Consider the following 20,856-nt stretch of genomic DNA (forward strand, 5'->3'; position numbering starts at 1 on the left):
CCGTGGGCACCGTCCACGGCGCGGAGACCGCCAGGATCAGTCTTCCCAGTGGTGGACCGCCGGGGTCGCGGTGACGGCGTCGGCGTAGGCGAGCGCCACACGGTGGTTGTACTGGATGGTGTACATCGTGCGCGCTCCGATGACGACGGCCCCGCTGGAGGGGAAGTAGTCGTCGGTGGCGACGGGGTCGGTGGTGGCCACGTACGCCTGGCCGACGGGGACCGAGTACATGGACAGCGGTGCCTGCGTCGAAGCGCCGAGACCCGCCGGGTACTCGGCCTTGTCCGGGTAGCTCGATCCGTAGAGCGGGACGGAGGTGGCACCGGCGGGCCGGATGATCTTCACCCCGGTGACGTTCCTCGTGTTGGCGCCCCCGGGGTTGTGGAACCACACCTCGGACCCGCTGAACCAGATCGCGGTCCAGTCACCCTGGACGTCCGCGACGACGAACTGCTGTCCGGCCTGGGCGGTGCTGCCCCAGTCGTTGATCCGGTCGGTACCGGGAGCGGTTCCGTGGATCGCCTGGTCGCCGAAGAGCGGGGCCGTGTCGTCCGGAGCGGTGCGCAGGTAGACGAAGTTCGCCTGGTGCTGCTCCCACGTGCAAGAGGTTGTCTGACCGGTCGGGTCGTCGGAGGGACACACCTGGATCGTCTGGACGTTCTCGGCGAAGGAAGGGGCGATCGTGACGACCGAGCCCGTCTGCGGAACACCGGGGACTCCGGCCCCCACCCCGAGCAGGTTCATGAGGTGGTTCAGGTCGTAGAAGGGACCCATGTCCCAGTGCATCCCGGCCGTCAGCGCGGAGTTCGGTCCGGCAACGTTGTCATGGCCGATGATGTGCTGCCGGTCCAGCGGGATGTCGAACCGGGCCGCCAGGTACTTGATCAGGTCGGCGGTGGCCTCGTACTGAGCCTCGGTGTACCAGGTCGCGCCGTGGGCGGCGTAGCCCTCGTGCTCGATCCCTATCGAGTGCAGGTTGGTCGAGTAGTTGCCCGCGTGGAAGGCGATGTCCTTCGTGGGCACCATCTGGGTGACCGAGCCGTCGGAGGACATCACGTAGTGGGTCGAGGTCCCGTTGGCCGGGTTGGCCAGGCCCGCGACACCCGCGTCGTAGGTGGACTCCAGGTCGTGGAGGACGATGGTGTCGATCCTGATCCCGTTGGCGGGCCGGCTCGACACCTGGCCGCCGACGGGCGAACCGGCCACGAACGTGCAGCGCACGGCGGGCGGGCACTCGGTGTCCGCCGTGGAAGCCGCCGCCTTCAGCTTCAGCGCGTCGGCCTGCGAACGGGCGGGGGCGACGGAGGGGTCCGGCGACAGCCGTATCCGCTGGTCGTCCCACGTCACGGCGGAGGCACCGTCGCGGACGGTGCCGAAGACGCGGTCGGCGAAGCTCACCGCCCCCTGCTTCTGCTCCGACTGGCTGTAGCGGGCCACGGCCCCGTACCAGCGGGAGGCGTCCGCGGGCGTGCCGCCCGCCAGTTCCTTCTCGTACGAGGCGAGCAGCGCGGCACCGCCTCGGATGTTCGCGCGCTCGTCCTCGCGCAGTTCCCGCGCGGACAGCCCGGTCAGCTTTGCCGCCGCCCCAAGGGTGTGCCGGGCGGGGTCGGCGGCGAGGGCCGCCACGTCGGATCGGCCCGCCGCGCCCGCGTCACCGCCGGCCAGCATGGCGGGGGTGACGTCCGTGAGGTTCATGACCCCGTAGCCGCCGTCGGTGCTGACCTGGGTGCCGTGCGTCTCCCAGCGGGACTCCTGGTAGGCGAGGGCGAGCAGGACGCTCGGCGGAATGTGGTACTCCGCTGCGGCGGACAGGAGTGTCTGCTGCCGGGTCGTGGTGCTGTCGCCCGCCAGGGCGTGGGAGGTGTCGGCGAACGCCGTGGCCGGTGAGGTGACCAGGCCGCACGCGGCCAGCACACCCGCGGCGACCGCGGCGGACAGGCCGGCTGCCCTCTTTCGCTGGTACAAGTCGAATCCTTATGATGTGAGGGGACATGTGCCGAATGGCGCCTGGCGAGGAGAGACGTTTCTCGCGGGCGACCGCTCGTGCGCGCATGACTATAGGGGAGAACACCGGCTCCCGGGACGGCACTTCCGCCGGACCGCACCCGCTTCCGACCTCGCGCGTGACACTCTTCAAGGGTTCGGTGTAAAAGAACGTATCTGTCTCGTTCACCGGTGATGTGACTGATGGTCGGCCGCCGGTCGGTCCGTCACCGCAGCGTCGGGGGCAGAGGCCTGGCGACCCGCGTGTCCGGGTACGGCACCTCTGTTCCATCGAGGTTTCCACCCTGAACGATGGCTATGTGATGAATGCTCCGTCATCATATGTTTTTACAGTGTGCGAACGCTCCGGCTCGGCAGGTACGAGGCAGGACATCGGTCATGGACGTCCGTCCTCGGGCCGGGACCCACGAACGGGCACCCCCGAACGGGCACGCACCAACAGGCACCTACGACATGGGAGACCCGATGGACCACAACCCCCTCGCCGGGACCGACTGGCAGAAGCGGAGCTCATGCCGTTGGGAGGACCCCGAACTGTTCTTCCCCGTCGGCGACACCGGGCCCGCCCTGCTCCAGATCGAGGAGGCCAAGTCGGTGTGCCGCCTCTGCCCCGTCGTCGACGCGTGCCTGCGGTGGGCGATGAAGACGGATCAGGCGTACGGCGTCTGGGGCGGGACGAGCGAGGCGGACCGGCGCCAAGCGCTCCGCGAGTCGGGCCGTCTCGTCCGGACGGGCTCCTGACGCGAGCCGCTGAGGCCGGTTCCCGGCGATCCCGGCGATCCCGCCGAGCCCTGCGGTTCGGGCGAGCCCTGCGGTTCGGGCGGTCCCTGCGGTTCGGGCGGTCCGGGCGGGTTCGGGCAGCGGTCCGGGGACGGGACGGGACATCTCCGAGGACACGTCGGGACTCTCGTCGAACCTCTTGGTTCTCTCGAAATACGTTGCACACTTATGTGTCTCGGTTCTCTCCATCGGCAGGCGGTCCATGAACGCAGGGCGGGTACACGGGGGCAGACGGCTGGGACTGACCAGCCTCACGGTCGCGGCGAGCGGCCTGCTCGCCCTGTTGATAGGTGTCGCGTTCGCCATCCTGCTCTGGGCGATCGCCGACGCGAACAGCTCGATCTCGGCCAGACGGGCATCCCGGTCGGCCCTCGTCGAGGCGGGCGGTATGGAGCAGTTGCTCGTCGACATGGAGACAGGAGAACGCGGCTTCGTGATCACGAGGCAGGACGACTTTCTCGAGCCCTGGCAGACGGCACGCGAGAAGCTCCCCGCAGAGACGCGCCGGTTCGTCGACAGCACCACCTCCCCGGAACAGCGACGCGCCGCGGAACGGATCGCCCGCGGCGTCGAGTCGTTCCTGGACGACTACTCGGTCCCGCTGGTCCGGATGGTCCGCGAAGGTGATCCGGCTGCCTCGGGCCTGGCGGAGTCGACCGAGGGAAAGCAGCGCGTGGATGTCCTGCGGGACCAGTTCGAGCGGTACATGGCGGACGAGCGCCGGCAGCTCGCGGAGCGTACGGACGCCGCCGGAACCAACAGCCACCAGGCGGTGCTCGCCGCCGCCCTGGGGGTCGCGGCCTCCACCGCGCTGGTGGCGGTCTTCACCGTGCTCCAGCACCGCGCCGTGGTCAGACCGGTGCGCGGAGCGGCTTCGGCGGCGCGGGAGTTGGCGGAGGGCGACCTCGGGGTGCGGATCCCGCCGAGCAAGGTGGCGGAGATCGGAGCCCTGGGCGCGTCCTTCAACAGCATGGCCGCCTCGCTCCAGGACAGCCGCAGAAGGATCATGGAGAGCACCGAGGCGGTCCACCGGCGTACCGCCCGGGACCTGCACGACGGGGCGCAGCAGCGCCTGGTGAGCCTGATGATCGGGTTGCGGCTGGCGCGGGAGATGCTTCCCGGGACCGAGGCGGCGGCGGCCGATCTGCTGGACCAGTCGATCGACAACGCGCAGACGGCCATCAACGAGTTGCGGGAACTCGCCTCGGGCATCTACCCGCTGGTGCTGACGGTGAAGGGTCTGGTCGCCGCGGTGCGGGACCTGGCCGCGCGGTGTCCGGTCCCCATCGTCGTCGAGAGCAGGGACGAGCGCCGGATCTCCTCCACCGTGGAGTCGAACGCGTACTTCGTCGTGGCCGAGGCGGTGACGAACGCGGCCAAGCACGCCGACGCGTCCCGGATCGACGTCCTCGTCGAGTTCGACGACGTGTTGCGGATAAGGGTGGCGGACGACGGCATCGGCGGCGTGGGCAAGGCCGTCACCGGCAGCGGGATGACCGGGCTCGCCGAGCGCGTGGCGGCCTTCGACGGCAAGTTGGTCATCGACTCCCCTCCTGGCGGCGGCACCACCATCCTGATAAGCATCCCGATTCCGGCGTGATCTCCTCGTGAACCGCCGACCTGGCCCGATCCGGTCGTGAGCGCGACGGCTTTCCCGGTGGGACTCCTCGGGGCGGCGGTCATGGCCGCGGTGTGCTGACCATGCAGAGCGTATGCCGGTCGTCGGACGCAAAAGGCGGCTCCGCAGGAGCAGCCGACCGCTGCTGACCGCCCACCCGCGGACACCGCGCATGACAGCCGACGGCAGCCCGGAGGCCCCGGTCACACGTCGTGCGAGAAACACATACCTTTAGACTTCGAGCGGACACGTTGTCCGACATGTTCTTCAGCGGTACGACGGAGAGACACGCCATGACTGATCAGCGACCCACTCTGGTTCTCGTTCACGGGGCTTGGCATCAGCCTTCCACCTGGGATCTGCTGCGCGGGGAGCTGGATGCTCTCGGTTACCCGAGTCTCGCGGTGAAGTTGCCCACCTCCGGACCCGGCGCACACGGCGGGGTGCCGGACGACGCCGAAGTGATCCGCGCAGCGTGCGAGGGCGTCGGCGGGCCTGTCGTCGTGGTCGCCCATTCGTACGGTGGCGTTCCGGCCACCGAGGCCGTCGCCGGCCTCCCCGGGCTGCGGCAGCTCATCTATGTGGCGGCCTTCGTCCCCGACGTCGGTGAGTCGATGTACTCGATGCTCGGCGCTCCCGAGCCCGACGCGGTGGAGGGGATGTTCCCGATCGGCGACGACCCCCGGACACAGCTCTACGCGGACGTCCCCGAGGCGGTGGCCGACCTGGCCCTCGACCGGCTCGTCGACCAGCACCACCAGCCGTTCGTCGACCGGGTCACCCGGGCCGCGTGGCACGCCGTGCCCTCCGCCTATGTCGTCACCGAGCAGGACGCCTCCATCGCCGTCCCCGTGCAGGAGCGGATGGCCGTCCGCACCAAGGACGTCCGCCGCATCGCGACCAGCCACTCCCCCCACCTGTCCCGTCCCGCGGAGCTGGCCGCGCTCATCGACTCCATCGTCCGCGGCTGACCATCCACCGTCGGCGGCCGGCGGTGGACAGCCGGTACCGGCGCTCGCCGCACCGGCCACCTGCCGCCGCGCTGCGGACCGTCTCGAAAGGTCTTCACCCATGGCTCTGACCACTCGCTTCTCTCCGCGCGCCACAGCCGCCGAGGTCCTCGAAGGCGTCGATCTGACCGGACGCCGCATGATCGTCACGGGCGGGGCCTCCGGACTGGGCGCGGAGACGGTACGCGCGCTCGCGGGTGCGGGGGCACATGTGACCATCGCCGTGCGGGACCCTGCCTCCGCCCGGGCGCTGCTCGCCGAGTTCCCGAACACGACTGCCGTGCCGCTCGACCTCGCCGACCTCAAGTCCGTGCGCGTCTTCTGCGAGAGCTGGCGGGGTCCGGTCGACGCCGTGGTCGCCAACGCCGGGGTGATGATGCTCCCGGCCCGTGAGGTGAGCGCGGAGGGCTGGGAGATGCAGCTCGCCGTCAACTACCTGGGCCACTTCGCCCTGGTGCTCGGCCTGCACGACGCTCTCCGGGCCGCCGAGAAGCCGCGGGTGACCCTTGTCAGCTCCGGCGCGCAGCTGCGGGCCGGCTTCGACTTCGACGATCCGCAGTTCGAGCGGCACCCGTACGACCCCTTCGTCGCGTACGCCCGGTCCAAGACAGCCGATGTACTGCTGGCCGTCGGGATCAGTCGCCGCTGGGCGGCGGACGGCATCAGTGCGAACGCGTGCGCGCCCGGCTGGATCCACACCAATCTCACCCGTCACCTCGACAAGGCCACCATGCAGGCGTTCGGTGCCATGGACGAGGAGGGGGAACTGATCACCCCCGACTACTACAAGAGCCCCGCCCAGGGTGCCGCCACCACGGTACTGCTGGCCGCCTCCCCGCTCCTCGACGGCGTGACGGGACGCTACTTCGAGGACAACCAGGAGTCCGAGACCGTCCAGGGCGGACCCGAGGTGGCGGCGGGCGTCGCGGCCTGGTCGGTCGACCCCGACGCGGCCGACCGCCTGTGGGACTTCGCGCTCCCCGTCGCCGGAGACTGACCTGCCGACCCGGGGGGCCGGGGCCTGCCCGGGACGCGGGCTGGGCCCTGACGACCTGCCGGGTCGTCAGGGCCTCGCGTTCTCCTCCTCGCCCGCCCGGTCCGCTCACTCGGCGAGCTGCACCAGCGCGTCCCAATCGGCACCCTCCAGCTCGGCTCCCCGCCGCACCTGGAGGTAGGTCGCGGCGAGCCACTCGGCGAACGGCTCGGTGGGAATCTCGAAGAACGCCGTGCGGGCGCCCCCGATCCGCATGAAGAAGGTCGCCGCCACCCCCTCGCGTTCCTGTGTCGGCCAGAGAACCACGTCTCCCTCGCCCGCGCGCAAGGTCATGCCCTCGGCCAGCAGGTCCCGGGAGACCACCCAGCGCACGGGCCACTCGCTGTCGGCGCGGAAGACCATCGTCACGGCCAGCGGATCGTGCGGGTCGTACGAGAACTCGCAGGCGAGCGCGGAGGCCAGATCGTCGTCCAGCCAGCGGGTGATCTCCAGCGCGAGGTGGCTCTTCTTCATGGTCGCCTCCTAGGTACCCGGCCGTGCGACCGGATGACGTGGTGGTGTGCTTCCGCTCCCGTCGCGCGGCCACCGTCTGCGGTGCGCGGCCGGGGTGTGTCTCAGTCGATGGCGCGCAGGGACCCGGGCCGTCGGCGGGCCGCGGCGAGCGCTTCGACGATTCCGGTGACCATCAGTACGGCGCCACCCACGTCGGCGAGCTGCTCCGGGGAGGAGAAGGGAAAAGCGGTGACGAGCAAGCCTGCCGAGCCGATCACCGCGTTCAGTACGTCGTCGTAGACGAAGACATGGCTGACGGAGAACGAGGTGGCGGAGATCGCCATGGTGAGGCCCCTCATCAGCCAGCCGCAGCCGGTCCACACTCCCAGCAGGAACACGGTGTCGGCCCAGCCGTGGCAGAGGGCCACGCCCAACAGCATGGCCGTCACGCCGCCGGCGGCCAGCAGGTGTCTCACCGTCGCCGATGCCCGCGACCGGTGGACCGCCACCAGTTGCAGCACTCCCTGGACCACGAGGTGCAGGCCGAAGAGAACCCCTGCCAACGTCAACGTGCTGACCCGACAGACGATCAGAACGCTGCCCAGGGCCGCGGAGACCAGTGAGCCGAGCATCATCGTCGCCCTGGTGAGGGGGCCTCCCGGGCCGGCGACCGTCCGGACGCCGAGTCGGTGCGAGTCGAGACGTAGCTCGTCCTGGGGGACTTCCAGCTGTGCCATTCCCGGTTTCCGTCCCTCAGTCGCACGTGTGCCTGCGCCGCGTTGTCCGTGGTGTCCGGCGACAGTTGGGGTCGTTCCGGATTCACACGACAGTCTCCGCGCATACGCCACCCGGATCTGTCGTGTGTTCCCTCGTTCTCTCTGGGGCCTCCCGCGCCGCTCTGTAGGGCTTACCCCACACACAGCCGACGACAGACACGTGACGCGGTGGCCACCAGGACGGATTCGCCGTGCTCCGACAGGGCCCGTGTATGCCCGGCAAGCGGGCTGTGGGAGCGGCTTACCCGTGGTGGGCGATCGACGAGCCCCATGGCTCCCGCCTCTCCTCCCCGCTCCCCACGGCCTCCATCCGCCGAGGAGAGGCCCGACGGGACTCCGGGGCCGGGTCGGGCCGCTCCGCAGCAGCGGCCTGACCCGTCGCGGCCGCTCAGGCCCCGGTGGACGTGAACAGGGCGCGCAGGTCCGCGTCGAACAGCCGGTCCTTGGCGACGAAGGATCTGATCCCCGCGCTCTCCAACTCCTCCTCCGACCAGAAGGATTTGTCGGTGGAGGTCAGCACGATCTGCGGCGGGTCGTCCTCGCGGCTCAGCAGGCCGGCCAGGGTCAGCCCGTCCAGATCGGGCAGGTGCAGGTCCAGCAGCAGCCCGTCGGGGCGGTGCTCCCGTACGGCGGCGAGCGCCGAGGCGCCGTCCCCGGACTCCGCCACCACTCGCAGGCCCCGCGCCGTGAGCAGCGTCGTGGCGATGCGGCGGAATCCGGGGTCGTCGTCGACGACGACGATGTTGATGCACATGGTCCCAGCATGCCGAACGGTCCGGCGGCCGTGCCATAGGGGGAGCCCTACGGTTTGTGTATCACTCATGCAAGGGAAATTCCGCAATACCCCTACCCGGCCCACCGCTATGCGTGCGCCGGCGGGAACTCACGCGTAGCGGTACCCGGTCGGCTGGATCAAGGCAATGCGGGATGCGATTCAGCAGTCGGCCCGGTTCCGGTGGGGAACGGCTTTCAGGTCTTCAATCGGCCGGCTCGATCCGGATGGTCGCCGCCCGCGCCTGGGCACTGGCGACAAGAGAATCCGCGATGCGGCCGTACTTCGCACGGAAGGCGTTGTCGATCTCAGGAGACGGGTCGAGAGCGTCGGTCTCGAACAGGACGTCGAAGCCACCCCCGTTCACCCGCACTCGACCGTGACCGTACTCACGTGCCGCCCGGAACCAGCGGGAGCTGACACCGCGGTACGCGCGGACGTACAACTCGCCCCCCGCGACGACCATGCCGATCTCCACGCCGGGGTTCCCGCCGTCGCCGGCGGTCAGGACGAGGGAGTGGGCCTCGGAGAACAGAGACAGGTCGTCGGCTGTCCAGTCGTTCACCGGGTCCGACCCTCCGTCCGGTCCTCGCTCGGTCGCTCGACGTTCCACGAGGTGAGAATGCGCAAGGCATCGTCGGAGGCGCTTCCCGTCGCGGCGGTGAGGACCATCAGGCGTTGCCCGGAGCCGTCGGGGCTGACCCATGTGTCGCAGTCGAGAACCAGATCGCCGACGAGGCCGTGGTGGTAGTACTTGGTGCCGTAGGCCGCGCCCGTGACGCGGTGTTCGGCCCACCAGGTACGGAAGTCCGGGTCCCCGAGGGACAGTTCACCGACGAGGCGGGCGAGGTCCGGATCGTCGGGGTCGGCCGCTGCCTCCATGCGGAGAGCGGCGACGGCGTCACGGGCGTCGTGCTCCCAGTTCTGGTGCAGTCCCCGGACCACCGGATCGGTGAACAGCAGGTCCACGTAGTTGCGTCGGTACTTCGGGAGCGATGCGAAGTCGGTGTACAGAGCCGCGGCGGCCGGGTTCCAAGCCAGGATGTCCAGCCGTCTGCCGAGGACGAGAGCCGGCGCCCCGGTGAGCTGTTCGAGCAGGCGGTGCATGGCGGGCCTCACCTGCTGGGGCGGCCGACGGCGTGGGCGGGCGTCGGTCCTGCCCGCCAGCTCGTACAGGTATCGCTTCTGGTCCTCATCGAGGCGCAGGGCACGTGCCAGAGTGGCGAGCACGGAGGCGGAGGCCCTGACGCGGCCCTGTTCGAGCCGCGTGTAGTAGTCCACGCTGATCGCGGCGAGTTGTGCGACGTCGTCGCGACGGAGCCCTGCCACCCTTCGGTTCGTGGCCGGCTCCGGCAGACCGCAGTCCTGGGGGGTCAGCTGTGCCCTGCGCGCCCTGAGGAAAGCGCCGACATGGGGATGGGAATCAGGATTCATGCTTTTGAGTATCGCTCCGTACTCGCGACCCTGACGTAGGTCAGAGGGGGCATGTTTCTCCCCCGGCAGAAACATGCCCCGGAAGAAACCTGCCTCTTTCACCGGTCCCGGCCCGCTGCCATCGTAGAAGTGTGCTCGGGGCTCGGGACGGTGCACTCGTCCTGTCAAGAGCACGGAGGAAGCAGTCAACTGACTGATTTCATCCCGGATGCCGCCTTGCACAGTGGCGTGTGCGGATCGCGCCGTCCAGGACAAGCCGACCCGAGAACAGACCACGAACCGACGTATCGGAAAGAGAGTTCCCATGGCCAGGACCACCGTCACCTTCGACAGCACCGGTATCCGGATCGCCGCGCACCTGTACACCCCCGAGACCCAGGGGTCGGGTCCGTGGCCCGCACTGGTCGTGGGACACCCCGGCACCAGTGTGAAGGAGCAGACGTCCGGCACCTACGCGCAACTGATGGCCGAGCGTGGTTTCGTCGCGCTTGCCTTCGACGCCGCCTACCAGGGCGAGTCCGGCGGTCTGCCGCGGGGTCTGGAGGACCCGGCGCAGCGGGTGGAGGACTTCAAGGCGGCCGTCTCCTTCCTCACCACCCTCGACGAGGTCGACGCCGACCGGATCGGCCTGCTCGGCATCTGCGCCTCCGGCAGCTACTCGCTGGCCGCCACCGGTGGTGATCACCGCGTCAGGGCCGTGGCCACCGTCTCCACCGCCGAGCCCGCCCGGCAATTCCGTCTGGGGGCCGACGGTACCCAGGACCCGGCTGTCTTCCGGACGCTGCTCGACGCGGCCGCCCAGGCGCGCAGCACCGCCGCACGCGGGGAGGACCCCGGCGCGATGACCATGTTCCCGCAGACCGCCGAACAGGCGGGCGCGCTCGGCGGGCAGCACGGCATCGAGGGATTCGAGTACTACTGCACCGCCCGCGGCGAGCACGAGCGGTCCGCCAAGGTCCTCGCCTGGGAGAGCATCGACAAAATGGCCTCCAGCGACGCCTTCCACGCCATCCCGCTGATCAGCCCGCGCCCCGTGCTCCAGGTCATCGGCGAGCGGGCCGTCACCGCCTGGATGGCCGTCGAGGCGCACCAGCGGGCCACCGGCCCCAAGGAGATCCACTGGATCGAGGGCGCCAGCCATGTGGACCTCTACGACAAGAAGGAGTTCATCGACCCCGCCGTCGACAAGCTCACCGAGTACTTCACCGCCCACCTCGTCGCAGTGGACTGACGAGGACCATCGCCCGGGCGGGTCGGCCTCGCACGGGGGCGGCGGACCACGGAAGCCGATCGCGGTGAGCCGGAGCGACGGCTCCCGGGGTGGCTGTCACCGGGCGAGACGTCCGAAGCGCATCCGCCGGGTCAACCCCGGCGGATGCGCGGCGCCCGACGACCTCGCGCATGGTCAGCGACATTGCCCGCGTCTTCCGCACGCATTCGGTATGCGATTGTCCCTCCGTATTGCGACGCACCGCATCCGACACCGCGTTCCGGTCTGCGGAATACGGAATACGGAATACGGACCAATTTTAGGCGAGATGCCTCTTCCACATGTTCACATTTCCGCTTCCGGCGTCGGCGCAGTAGTACTTCGTGGAACCATCGGGATTGCGCCCCTCTTCCGCGTTGGAGCGGTTCGCGTCGCTCTGGCAGATCCCCCAGGGGGCTCCCAGTTCCGACCAGTACTTCACGACAAACGTGTTGACGTAATCGCTGGCGGCGGCACTGGTCGTGGTGGCGGCCGAGGCGCTGCCCGCGGTGACTGCCATCGCGGCGGCCGCCGCGGGTACGACCAAGGTCACGACGGCCGCGGGGCCCGGCCCGGCGTTGCCCGCCGGGCCGCGACCGGTCCGCAGGGCGTCACACTCTCGTCAGCTCCCGACCTCCATGTAGGCGCCGGCCCCGCTGTTCGCTGTCGTCCCCTTGGCGAAGAGCTTCCAGCCGCCGCCGGTGGGGGTGACGTTCAGCCCGCCGACGTAGAAGGTGTCGCTGCTGGTGTTGTATCTGCCGAGGACGCTGATGCCGGTCTGTGAGCCACCGCCGTAGTTCACGATGTCGAAGGTCTGACAGCTGCCCGCGCTCACGGTGGCGGTGGCGACGCTCTGCTGGTTCTGCTGCGCGGTGTTGAAGACCAGGTAGGCCGCGTAATTGCCCTGCGCGCAGAGCTGCACACGGCCCGCGCCGATCGCCGCGGTGGCGGCCTGGGCCGAACCGCCGGAAAGCAGCACGCCGGAGGCCAAAGCAGCTCCCACGACACTTGCCGCGGCACGCTTGGAGAACGCCCGAGTGAGCATGTCACACCCCTTACCTCAAGGTACGGAGGGCTCCGTACGAACACACGTTAGAGGTCACACCTTGCAGCAAACAAGTGTGACTTTCGGTCCACCAGGTCCGAATGCTGCCGCCGACCAGGTTTGCCCCAGATGCGTCCGGGAGGGACACGAACACGTCAGACTCGATGGCTGAACTCCGCGGAGGCCCGATCCCGTTGTCGGGTTGAAGGCCCTGTATCGGCAGGGCCGCAGGGGCGAACCGCCAGATCCCTGCCCGTCCCGTCCGGACGTGCTGCTGGATACCGGTGCCATCTACCAGAACGGAATCTCACATGCGCATGAGCCGAGCACTGCGACGACGGTCGGCGATCGCCACGGGTGCCGCACTCACCGCGGGCGCGGCCGTTGTCGCCCTCGGATCGCCGGCGTCCGCGGCCATCAGCAACCACCGCGTCCAGCTGTGTGCCCAGGGCAACTACGTTGCCGACATCACATGGTCCACCGGCCTCCACTCCTATGTGGTCAATCCGGGAAACTGCCAGACCTTCGACATCGTGGGCACCGGCGCCTACACCATCGGCGGCTTCTACAACGTCAGCAACGCCCACTTCGACATCACCAGGGTTCTGCCCGGCCCCGACGGATTCAACTCCGCCACTCCGGGCAGCAAGTGGGGAGCCGAAGGAACCACCACCGCCCCCTATGTGGTGCGTTGGCAGTAGGCACCGGCGGGTGTGCCGCTCGGGCTTCGAGCGGTGAACATCCGCGTGAGACATCCGGGGGCCGCGTCGGCGGCCCCCGGATGTCTCACGCGGGCCGCCGACGCGGGACGAGCTCCGGCCACGGAGCGTGGGTGGACCCCGAAGCAGTCGTCCCGGCTCCGCCGCCGGCGTGTCGCGACGGCGGAACCTCCACCCGGCACAACGAGTCGGTGGGAGGAAAGGTTCAGCACGACCGGCACACCTGCGCGGGGTACCGGGGCGGGGCCTTCGAGGGACCGGGCGCCCGGCCGAACCGGAGCAGCCCGTCCGCTGCCCGGAGTGTGTCCTCCGTCCAAAGTGCCGCCTGTCCGGCGACGACCCGCGTCGGCCCGGTTCGCCTCACATGCCTCGTACGCCGCCGACGGTTGACTGCATGATGCACTTGTATACGTATCTCCACACACGCCGGACCCCAGGCGTCCGGGCCTTTGTGTACTGACACGACCGGAGGAACCATGGATCTTCAACTCACGGGCCGACGAGCGGTGGTCACCGGCGGAAGCCGGGGTATCGGCTTCGCGATCGGCCGGGCCCTGGCTGAGGAGGGCGCGTCGGTCGCCCTGGTGGCACGATCCGTCCGTCACGCCGAGGAGCAGGCCGCCCTGCTGCGCGCGGAAACCGGTGCCGAGGTCGTCGCGGTCCCCGCCGACACGGGGGACGACGCCTCGGTGACCGCGATGGCACGGGTCGTGCGTGACCGGATCGGGGAGGTGGACATCCTGGTGAACAACGCCGCCACCACCAATCCCGGTGCGTTCCCGGACGACGCACTGGAGCACGAGATCAACATCAAGGTCCGGGGATACCTCCGATGCGTCCACGCCTTCGCTCCCGGGATGGCCGAGCGCGGCTGGGGCAGGATCATCAACATCAGCGGACTGGCGGCACGGCAGACCGGTTCGGTGACCGGCTCGGTCCGTAACGCCGCGGTGGTCGCCATGACGAAGAACCTGGCGGACGAACTCGGTCCGCAGGGGGTCAACGTGGTCTCGGTGCAGCCGGGCGGCACGCGGACACTCACCTGGCGCAACAGCCTGGAGACCCGGGCGAAGGCCGCAGGCATCAGCCCGGAGGAGCTGGAGGAGCGGATGGCCGCCGGTGTGTCCATCGGCAGGACCGTGGAGCCTCACGAGGTGGCGGCGGTCGTCGCCTTCCTGGCCAGTCCCCTCAGCGTGGCCATCAACGGCGACACGATCGCCGCGGGCGGCGGGGTCAAGGGACCGATCCACTACTGACGCCGGACGACCGGGAACCGCTCCGGCAGGGTCAGAATCCGCCTGGAGCCGATCCCACCGTCCGCCACGAAGGGCCACCAGCGATGCTGATGGCCCTTCGGTCGTTCTTCCGGCACGCCCAGTGGCCGTAGTAGTGGCCGCCGTGAGCACGCGCCGCACACCCGCGAAGTGTTTCCGGCGTAACCGACCGGCGCCGAGGGCAGTGTTGCCCCGGGCCGCCCGCAGGTGAGCGGGGCCGTCGTCGGAGCCCGCGTGGTGTGCCGCTTCGACGGGCGGCCCGTGGGTCATCGGCTTCGAACGGGCCCCCTCAGGAAGTCACTTGAGGGCATCGACTTCCAGGATCGCGGCAGTGAACGCCTCGGGCTGCTCCTGGGGCAGGTTGTGGCCCGCGTCGGGGACGACGTGATGGCTCCAGGGGCCGGTGAAGTGGGCGGCATAGCCGCTCCCGTCCGTCGGTGGCAGCACGCCGTCGGCCGCCCCGTCCAGGGTGACCGTCGGAACGGTGATCGGGGGCTGGTCCAGCAGCCGGTTCTCCAGGTCCGCGTAACGGGGGTCGCCCGGCGCGGCGCCCAGCCTGTGCCGGTAGCCGTGGATCACCACGTCGACGTAGTCGGGGTTGGTCCACAGTGATGCCGTCTGCGCGAACTCAGCCTCGGTGAACTGCCATTGGGGCGAGTTCCGGTGCCAGACGACACGCGCCAACTCGTCGCGGTCGCCCTGGAGCCCCTTTCGGCCGCGTTCGGTGAGAAAGTAGAAGAAGTACCAATAGCCCTCCTCCCGCTCGGGCAGCAGCGGCTGCTGGGCGGCGGCCAGGTTCTGGATGAGGTAGCCGTTGACCGAGACCAGGCCGGTGCAGCGCTCGGGCCACAGCGCGGCGGCGACGTCGCCGGCCCGGCCGCCCCAGTCGTAGCCGGCGAACAACGCCCGCGGAATGTGCAGAGCGTCCATGAAGTCGATCAGGTCCGCGCCGAGTGCCGCCTGCTGACCGGACCGGAGAGTGTCCGGGTGGCGGAACCGGGTCTCCCCGTGACCCCGCAGGTAGGGGATGTAGCAGCGGTAGCCCTGCCGGGCGAGGGCGGGAGCCACCTTCGCGTAGGAGCCGACGGGACTGAACGGCCAGCCGTGCAGGAGCATCACCGGCCTGCCGTCGGCCGGTCCGACGTCGTGGTAGGCGATGTCGAGGAGGGCGGTACGGGTGTGCCGTACGGGACCCAGACCCTGCGGGGCGCGCCCGGCCGAGGGCCGGGCGGCCGCCGTGTCCTCGCGTGCCGGAACCCGGCCCGCCCCGGTGAGACGGGCCTCGGCCGGTGTCGCGGTCCGGGGCAGGATGCGCCTGCTGATCATGTCCGCTTCCTCTCGTTCGGTTCTGAGGGTGTGGCAGAACGTGCGCACACACAATACGTCACCTCTCTGGCAGGTGATGAAGAACCTCGTTCCGCACTGGTCGAGTGGCCAAGGGCGAAACCACACCGAGCAGGCGCGTGTGCCGTCCCGCCCGCGGGCGGACCCTCCGGGGCACACGTATGTTTGAGCCGGGCCGGGCTCGGCGAGCCGGAACACCGGTCGATGCCGGACCGCTGTTCGTGCGGGGCCCCGGCCGAGCAGGTGCGGGTTCAGGGTCCCGGCATGAAGACGGACTTCGTCTCCAGAAAGCCCTCCAGCCCCTCGGGTCCGCCCTCCCGGCCGCTCCCGGACAGTTTGCGGCCGCCGAAGGGGGCGTTGGGGGCCATCTCGAAGCCGTTCACGGCGAGGTGGCCGGACCGCACCCGGAGGGCCACCTCGAACGCGGCCTCGGGGTCCGCCCCGTGGACGCTTCCGCTGAGTCCGTACTCCGTGTCGTTGGCGATGCGTACGGCGTCGTCCACGTCGTCGTACGCCTGCAACGTGATCAGCGGGCCGAAGATCTCCTCACGCGCGATCGTCATGCCGGGGGTGACGTCGGTGAAGACGGTGGGGTCGACGTAGTGTCCCCGGTCGAAGCCCTTCCGCCTGCCGCCTCCGGTCAGCAGACGCGCGCCCTCCCGGCGGCCCGTTTCCGCGTAGGCGAGGACACGGGCGTACTGACGTGCGTTCAGCACCGGTCCGACGTCGGTCGCCGGGTCCCAGGGATCACCGACCGTCAGCGCTTCGACCGCGGCCACGCAGACCTCCTCCACTTCCGCCATGCGGTGGCGGGGAGCCAGTATCCGGGTCTGGGCGAAGCAGATCTGACCGGAGAACGGCATCGCCAGGGGAAGCAGGGCCGGCAGTACCGTGGACGGATCGGCGTCGTCGAGGAGGATCGCGGCGGATTTGCCGCCCAGTTCGAGCGTCGTGCGGGCCATGCGCCGGGCGGCGACTTCGGCGATACGTGTGCCGACGGCCGTGCTGCCGGTGAAGCTGATCTTGTCCACCCCGGGGTGGGCGACCAGACGGGCGGACTGCTCCGCGTCGGCCGTCACCACGTTGACGACTCCCGGGGGGAGGCCGGCGGCGAGAGCGCACTCGGCCAGGACCAGTGCCTCCAGGGGGCTTTCCACCGGTGACTTCAGGACGACGGTGCAGCCTGCGGCCAGGGCGGCGCCGACCTTGTGCGCGAAGATCGCGAAGGTGGCGTTCCAGGGGGCGATCAGCGCGGCCACGCCCACCGGTTCGCGTACCACCCGCGCATGGCCGCGGTGGGTGGGGCGTCGGTCGGCGAAGGAGTGGGTGCCCGCCAGCCGGGCGAAGAAGTCGAGGCGGCTCTCTCCCGCGCGCACGAGGCCCCGGGCGAAGGTGACGGGAGCCGCGACCTGGGCGGTCCACAGCCGCGTCAGCAGGGGGAGCCGGCGGCGGGCCTCCTCGGCGAATCGTCCGAGGTGGGCTGCGCGTTCGGCGGCGGGCATCCGCGGCCAGGGGCCGTGGTCGAGAGCGGTGCGGGCCGAGGCGACCGCCCGGTCCACGTCGCCGTCGTCGGCGAGTGGCAGGGTCAGGGTCGGTTCCTCGGTCGACGGCGAGGTCAGCGTGACCCGGCGTCCGGAGGACGCCCGCTCCCATCGGCCGCCGAGCGGGAAGCAGTGCAGGAACTCGTCCGGCAGGTCGACGGGGAAGCCCGTCGTCCCGGACCCCATCCGGGCGCCCGCATCCGCGGCGGTCACGCGGTCGCCGCCTTGCCGGCGAGGATCCACCGGTTCGCGGCCAGCGCGTCGTCCGGGGCCGGCTCGGGCCCGCGACCGTACCGCCGCGTGAAGTCGAACGGGGTGTGCACGTCGTGCGTCCAGCCCAGGGCCGCCAGTTCGGCGACGGTGTCCGGACGCGGCTCGGCGTCGAACAGGGCGAGCAGGTCGATCCCGGTACGCTCCCTCACCGCGGCGTAGATGGGGAAGTCGCGCTGGGCGACCGGATCCACCCCTTGCTTCACCTCGCAGCCCAACACGCTTCCCGGGGCGCTGAGAGTGTCGATCGTCCGCAGGAGTTCGCGCTCGGCGGCGGGTGGCAGGTAGGGCACCAGTCCCTCGGCGAGCCACGCCGTCGGGGCGTTGGAGTCGAACCCGGCGGCGATCAGCGGACCGGTCCAGTCCTGCCGGAGGTCGACGGCCAGGGCGACGCGTGCGGCCCGCGGTGTGGCGCCGAGAGAGCCCAGAACGGACTGCTTGAAGTCGAGCACGTCCCCGTGGTCGATCTCGAAGACCGTGGTGCCGTCCGGCCAGGGCAGGCGGTGGGCACGGGTGTCCAGGCCGGCTCCCAGGACGACCGCCTGACGGCAACCGTGGGAGGCGGCGTCGGTGAGGAAGTCGTCGAACACCCGGGTGCGCAGGCCGAAGAAGCCGGCCAGTCGGCCCCACAGCGGATCCGCGTCGCCGCCGGGCACCTGGTCGGAGCTCGTGGGCCAGTGGGCACAGCCCGGAGCTGCCTCCAGGAAGGCCCGCGCGTACGTGTCCCGGGCCAGTCCCCCGGGCCGCGACGCCTCGATCGCCCGCGCCGCGGCTACGAGGAACGCGGTCATCCCCACACCGGCCACGCCCGTACTGCCCGCCTGTACCGTGCCGGTCATCGCTCTCCTCGCTTCGTCGGCGGTTCGGGCACCGAGGCTGTCCCGCGCAGTCCCGCGAGCCTCGGACCCCGGGTTCGTCCGGCCGGTACGACATCACTCACAGGTCGGACGTTCGGACATCTTCTTCCCATGACACGTTGCGGGCAGCCCGCTGTGTTCACGCCTCCCGCCGGGCGCGGAACGAGGCGGTCGTCCGGTGCGTCGGCAGCGGCTCCGGCACGCACCGCCCACGGGGCGATGCGTGCCGGTGACCTACCGCATTCCTGAGGCTGCAGCACTCAGGAATGCAGCCTCAGGACTGCCGTTCCTCGTCCTGCGGGTCCTTCGACAGCCTCCCCAACTGGGCGAGCCACAGCTCGTTCAGTTGCTCGGTCCAGTCTCGGGACAGGGTGTCGAGGGGCTTGGGCACGTCGGCGCGTACGGCGTTCTCGACCACGATCTCGGTGCCGTGTTCGGTCCCCGTGAGCAGCCAGGCCTGGTAGAGCATGACGCCCCCGCCGATACCCAGCCAGCCGATCCGGCGGGGCGGCACGTTCTCCCCCACGAAAACCTCGAACCGGTGGCCCGCCCAGACCACCTCGAAGGTCTGCGTCAGGGTGACGGAGCTGACCTCCTCACACCCCGGCACCCACTTCGGCCAGTTCGCGACGTCGGTGAGGAGGGTGAAGGAGCGCTCCGGCGGACCGGGCACGACAGCCTGCGCCCGGTGGAAGCTGTGCGCGTCGGCGGGCGAGAATCCGGACGGCCAGTGGATGTCCGGGTGGCTGTCTGAAGTGTCGTACATCCGCTCTCTCGCACATTCGCTTGATTACTGTGGGACACGCGACGTCGCCGACCGCGCGACCATTCCTGGACGTTCCCCGACCCAGTGTGCAGGCGGCGGCGAACGGCCACATACGTCATCTGACTGGGCATTCTTCCTCGCGTCAGCCGACGTCCTCCAGTTTGAGGGCGGCCAGAGCGTCGTGCAGGGCCACCCGGGAGCTTATGCCGAGCTTGGGGTAGATCTGGTAGAGGTGCGTTCCGATGGTGCGGTGCGACAGGAAGAGCCGCTCGGCGATCTGCTTGTTGGTGAGCCCGGTCGCCGCCAGGGTCGCGATCTCCCACTCCTGTGCCGTCAGAGCACCACGCCCCCGCTGCGCGGAGTTGGACGGGGTGTGGCCGCTGGCCCGGAGTTCGGCGGCGGCGCGCGCGGCCCACGGCGTCGCTCCGAGCTCCTCGAAGGTCTTGGATGCCAGGACCAGTTGGTCCTGGGCCTCCCGGGTCACGCGCCGACGCCGCAGGCGTTCGCCGTACAGAAGGCGTACCCGGGCAACGTCGAAGGGCCAGTCGGCGGTCTCGGCCAGCGAAAGAGCCCGCTCGAAAAGGGCCAACGCCTCGTCGTCGGACGCCGTCAGTGCCTCGCAGGCCAGCACCAGCATGTGCAGGCGGGGCGACAGCCGGGCCACGGAGGAGGCCCGCAGGGCAGCCGTGCGGACGGCGGCCTCGTCGGCTCGTCCCGTACGTACGGTCGCCTCCACCACGTCCAGGACGCAGTCCAGAGCGATCGGCTGATGGTCGGCGAACGGTTCGGGCGGGGTGATCTGGGCCAGTTGCCGGTAAGCGGCCTCGAAGTCGCCGCACGCCAGGGAGGACAGTCCTCCGGCGTGCAGGGCGAGTCCTCGCGCCCCCTGGGCACCGCGGGGTACCGCCCACCGGACGATCTCCTCGCACAGGGCTTCGCAGGTGGCCGTGTCGCCCCTCGACCCGGCCACCAGGGCCTGGACGAACTGGAACTTGCAGTCGAAGAAGTGGTAGCCGTGCTCCCGGCACAGGTCGAGTCCTTCGCCGGCCAGCCGCACCGCCTCGTCCCACCGTCCCGCGTGGTGGTAGTCCAGACACAGGTGCATCAGCGCCGCCACGTGCCTGCGGGCGGGAGCGCTGCCGGCCCGGCCCTGTTCGACCAGCCGCAGAGTGGGCTCCCGTACGTCCGCGAGCCGGTCCAGGTAGACGCAGCCGATCCCGACGCGGATGACCCGGGTCGGGTCCTCCCCGATGTCGGCGAGCAGCGCATCGAGGACGTCCAGCGCCCGGTGCCCGGTCCGGGCGGGGTCGCCGAAGGTCTGGGCGCACACGCGCAGCAGGTCGGGGGGCTCGGGGGTCAGCCGTTCGAGGGCCCGGAGGACCGGTGGCCAGGTGCTGGGGTCACCGCTGTACCAGCACAGGGTGATCAGAGTGAACAGGGCTTCGATCAGCGCGTCGTCCGACGCGTCGTATCCGTGTCCGCCCGCCTCGATCGCGGCCGTCAGCAGCCGGTGGGCGGTGCCGACGTCCCCCTCCTGGTTGATCAGGAGGAGCGCCGAGGCTGCCGCCGCGTGCAGCGAATCCCCGGTGGTGGGTGCGGCCCGGCGGGCTCCGGCGAGCAGACGGGAGACGTCCACCAGCCCGCCGCCGACGTCGGCGCCCACGTACGCGGCTTCCGCCAACCGCCTGCTCTCGTCGGCCGGTGAAGGGCTGAGCACGGCGGCACGGGTCAGCGCCGCCACCGCGCCCAGTGCGTCCCCGCGGCCGAGCCTGCGGTGAGCGGCGTACTCCAGGAGCCCGGCGACCGTCTCGTCCGGGCTGGTCGTCACCGGCCGGCTCGACGTGCTGGAGGGCCGCGGCTACGTGCGCCGCACCCCCTCCACCACCGACCGGCGCAGGGTCGTCGTGGAAC

The 20,856-nt window shown here is 70.3% G+C and carries 20 protein-coding genes and 1 pseudogene; 8 read left to right on the plus strand and 13 right to left on the minus strand.

The features are described 5' to 3' along the window. Positions 1 to 36: 36 nt before the first annotated feature. Positions 37 to 1,965 (minus strand): N-acetylmuramoyl-L-alanine amidase, encoded by a 1,929-nt coding sequence (locus tag ACWD3D_RS16875; RefSeq protein ID WP_451461621.1) that lies wholly within the window; start codon positions 1,963 to 1,965, stop codon positions 37 to 39. 504 nt (positions 1,966 to 2,469) lie between these two features. On the opposite strand from ACWD3D_RS16875, the gene ACWD3D_RS16880 reads away from it, so the two are divergent. The 4 genes from ACWD3D_RS16880 (at position 2,470) to ACWD3D_RS16895 (ending at position 6,409) form a co-directional block, all read left to right on the plus strand. Beyond that, complete coding sequence (locus ACWD3D_RS16880; RefSeq protein WP_451461622.1) at positions 2,470 to 2,745, plus strand: WhiB family transcriptional regulator; 276 nt, start codon at positions 2,470 to 2,472, stop codon at positions 2,743 to 2,745. Between the two features lie 241 nt (positions 2,746 to 2,986). Further along, on the plus strand, positions 2,987 to 4,384 hold the full coding sequence (locus ACWD3D_RS16885; protein WP_451461623.1) for a CHASE3 domain-containing protein: 1,398 nt from the start codon (positions 2,987 to 2,989) through the stop codon (positions 4,382 to 4,384). A gap of 311 nt (positions 4,385 to 4,695) precedes the next feature. After that, complete coding sequence (locus tag ACWD3D_RS16890) at positions 4,696 to 5,373, plus strand: alpha/beta hydrolase (protein WP_451461624.1); 678 nt, start codon at positions 4,696 to 4,698, stop codon at positions 5,371 to 5,373. Positions 5,374 to 5,473: 100 nt separating this feature from the next. Beyond that, positions 5,474 to 6,409: an SDR family NAD(P)-dependent oxidoreductase gene (locus ACWD3D_RS16895; RefSeq protein WP_451461625.1), complete on the plus strand. Its 936-nt coding sequence runs from the start codon at positions 5,474 to 5,476 to the stop codon at positions 6,407 to 6,409. 105 nt (positions 6,410 to 6,514) lie between these two features. Here the strand turns inward: ACWD3D_RS16895 and ACWD3D_RS16900 are convergent, their stop codons facing one another. From ACWD3D_RS16900 to ACWD3D_RS16920, 5 genes are all read right to left on the minus strand, one after another. After that, entirely contained in the window at positions 6,515 to 6,919 is a 405-nt protein-coding gene (locus ACWD3D_RS16900; protein ID WP_451461626.1) for an SsgA family sporulation/cell division regulator, read from the minus strand. A 101-nt stretch (positions 6,920 to 7,020) separates the two neighbouring features. Next, complete coding sequence (locus ACWD3D_RS16905) at positions 7,021 to 7,635, minus strand: hypothetical protein (protein WP_451461627.1); 615 nt, start codon at positions 7,633 to 7,635, stop codon at positions 7,021 to 7,023. Positions 7,636 to 8,062: 427 nt separating this feature from the next. Further along, entirely contained in the window at positions 8,063 to 8,428 is a 366-nt protein-coding gene (locus tag ACWD3D_RS16910; RefSeq protein ID WP_451461628.1) for a response regulator, read from the minus strand. A 223-nt stretch (positions 8,429 to 8,651) separates the two neighbouring features. After that, positions 8,652 to 9,011 carry a DUF2255 family protein gene (locus tag ACWD3D_RS16915; protein WP_451461629.1) on the minus strand — a complete coding sequence of 120 codons (360 nt, stop codon included), beginning with the start codon at positions 9,009 to 9,011 and terminating at the stop codon, positions 8,652 to 8,654. Beyond that, on the minus strand, positions 9,008 to 9,880 hold the full coding sequence (locus ACWD3D_RS16920; RefSeq protein ID WP_451461630.1) for a helix-turn-helix domain-containing protein: 873 nt from the start codon (positions 9,878 to 9,880) through the stop codon (positions 9,008 to 9,010). The genes ACWD3D_RS16915 and ACWD3D_RS16920 overlap by 4 nt, the downstream gene beginning before the upstream one ends. Positions 9,881 to 10,184: 304 nt before the next feature. On the opposite strand from ACWD3D_RS16920, the gene ACWD3D_RS16925 reads away from it, so the two are divergent. Beyond that, positions 10,185 to 11,111: an alpha/beta hydrolase gene (locus ACWD3D_RS16925; protein ID WP_451461631.1), complete on the plus strand. Its 927-nt coding sequence runs from the start codon at positions 10,185 to 10,187 to the stop codon at positions 11,109 to 11,111. A gap of 298 nt (positions 11,112 to 11,409) precedes the next feature. Here ACWD3D_RS16925 and ACWD3D_RS16930 read toward each other — a convergent pair whose 3' ends face one another. Both ACWD3D_RS16930 and ACWD3D_RS16935 read right to left on the minus strand, forming a co-directional pair. Then, entirely contained in the window at positions 11,410 to 11,682 is a 273-nt protein-coding gene (locus tag ACWD3D_RS16930) for a hypothetical protein (RefSeq protein WP_451461632.1), read from the minus strand. A 69-nt stretch (positions 11,683 to 11,751) separates the two neighbouring features. Further along, positions 11,752 to 12,174, minus strand: a complete 423-nt coding sequence (locus tag ACWD3D_RS16935) for a hypothetical protein (RefSeq protein ID WP_451461633.1) — start codon at positions 12,172 to 12,174, stop codon at positions 11,752 to 11,754. 317 nt (positions 12,175 to 12,491) lie between these two features. Between ACWD3D_RS16935 and ACWD3D_RS16940 the strand changes: the two genes are divergently transcribed. Beyond that, on the plus strand, positions 12,492 to 12,875 hold the full coding sequence (locus tag ACWD3D_RS16940) for a hypothetical protein (RefSeq protein ID WP_451461634.1): 384 nt from the start codon (positions 12,492 to 12,494) through the stop codon (positions 12,873 to 12,875). A 494-nt stretch (positions 12,876 to 13,369) separates the two neighbouring features. Continuing rightward, positions 13,370 to 14,149, plus strand: a complete 780-nt coding sequence (locus ACWD3D_RS16945; RefSeq protein ID WP_451461635.1) for an SDR family NAD(P)-dependent oxidoreductase — start codon at positions 13,370 to 13,372, stop codon at positions 14,147 to 14,149. Between the two features lie 315 nt (positions 14,150 to 14,464). Here ACWD3D_RS16945 and ACWD3D_RS16950 read toward each other — a convergent pair whose 3' ends face one another. The 5 genes from ACWD3D_RS16950 to ACWD3D_RS16970 form a co-directional block, all read right to left on the minus strand. Beyond that, positions 14,465 to 15,493, minus strand: coding sequence for an alpha/beta fold hydrolase (locus ACWD3D_RS16950; protein WP_451461636.1), 1,029 nt, complete (start codon positions 15,491 to 15,493; stop codon positions 14,465 to 14,467). 269 nt (positions 15,494 to 15,762) lie between these two features. Beyond that, positions 15,763 to 17,265, minus strand: coding sequence for an aldehyde dehydrogenase (locus ACWD3D_RS16955; protein ID WP_451461637.1), 1,503 nt, complete (start codon positions 17,263 to 17,265; stop codon positions 15,763 to 15,765). Then, on the minus strand, positions 17,262 to 18,161 hold the full coding sequence (locus tag ACWD3D_RS16960; protein ID WP_451461638.1) for a class I SAM-dependent methyltransferase: 900 nt from the start codon (positions 18,159 to 18,161) through the stop codon (positions 17,262 to 17,264). Before ACWD3D_RS16960 ends, ACWD3D_RS16955 begins: the two co-directional genes overlap by 4 nt. Positions 18,162 to 18,453: 292 nt before the next feature. After that, a complete protein-coding gene (locus ACWD3D_RS16965; protein WP_451461639.1) occupies positions 18,454 to 18,945 on the minus strand; it encodes an SRPBCC family protein in 492 nt (163 codons plus the stop codon). 142 nt (positions 18,946 to 19,087) lie between these two features. Next, complete coding sequence (locus tag ACWD3D_RS16970; RefSeq protein ID WP_451461640.1) at positions 19,088 to 20,773, minus strand: response regulator transcription factor; 1,686 nt, start codon at positions 20,771 to 20,773, stop codon at positions 19,088 to 19,090. A gap of 13 nt (positions 20,774 to 20,786) precedes the next feature. Here ACWD3D_RS16970 and ACWD3D_RS16975 point away from each other — a divergent pair. Then, a pseudogene (locus ACWD3D_RS16975) lies at positions 20,787 to 20,856 on the plus strand (MarR family winged helix-turn-helix transcriptional regulator); the annotation flags it as partial.

The sequence above is a fragment of the Streptomyces sp. NPDC002690 genome, assembly GCF_053592415.1.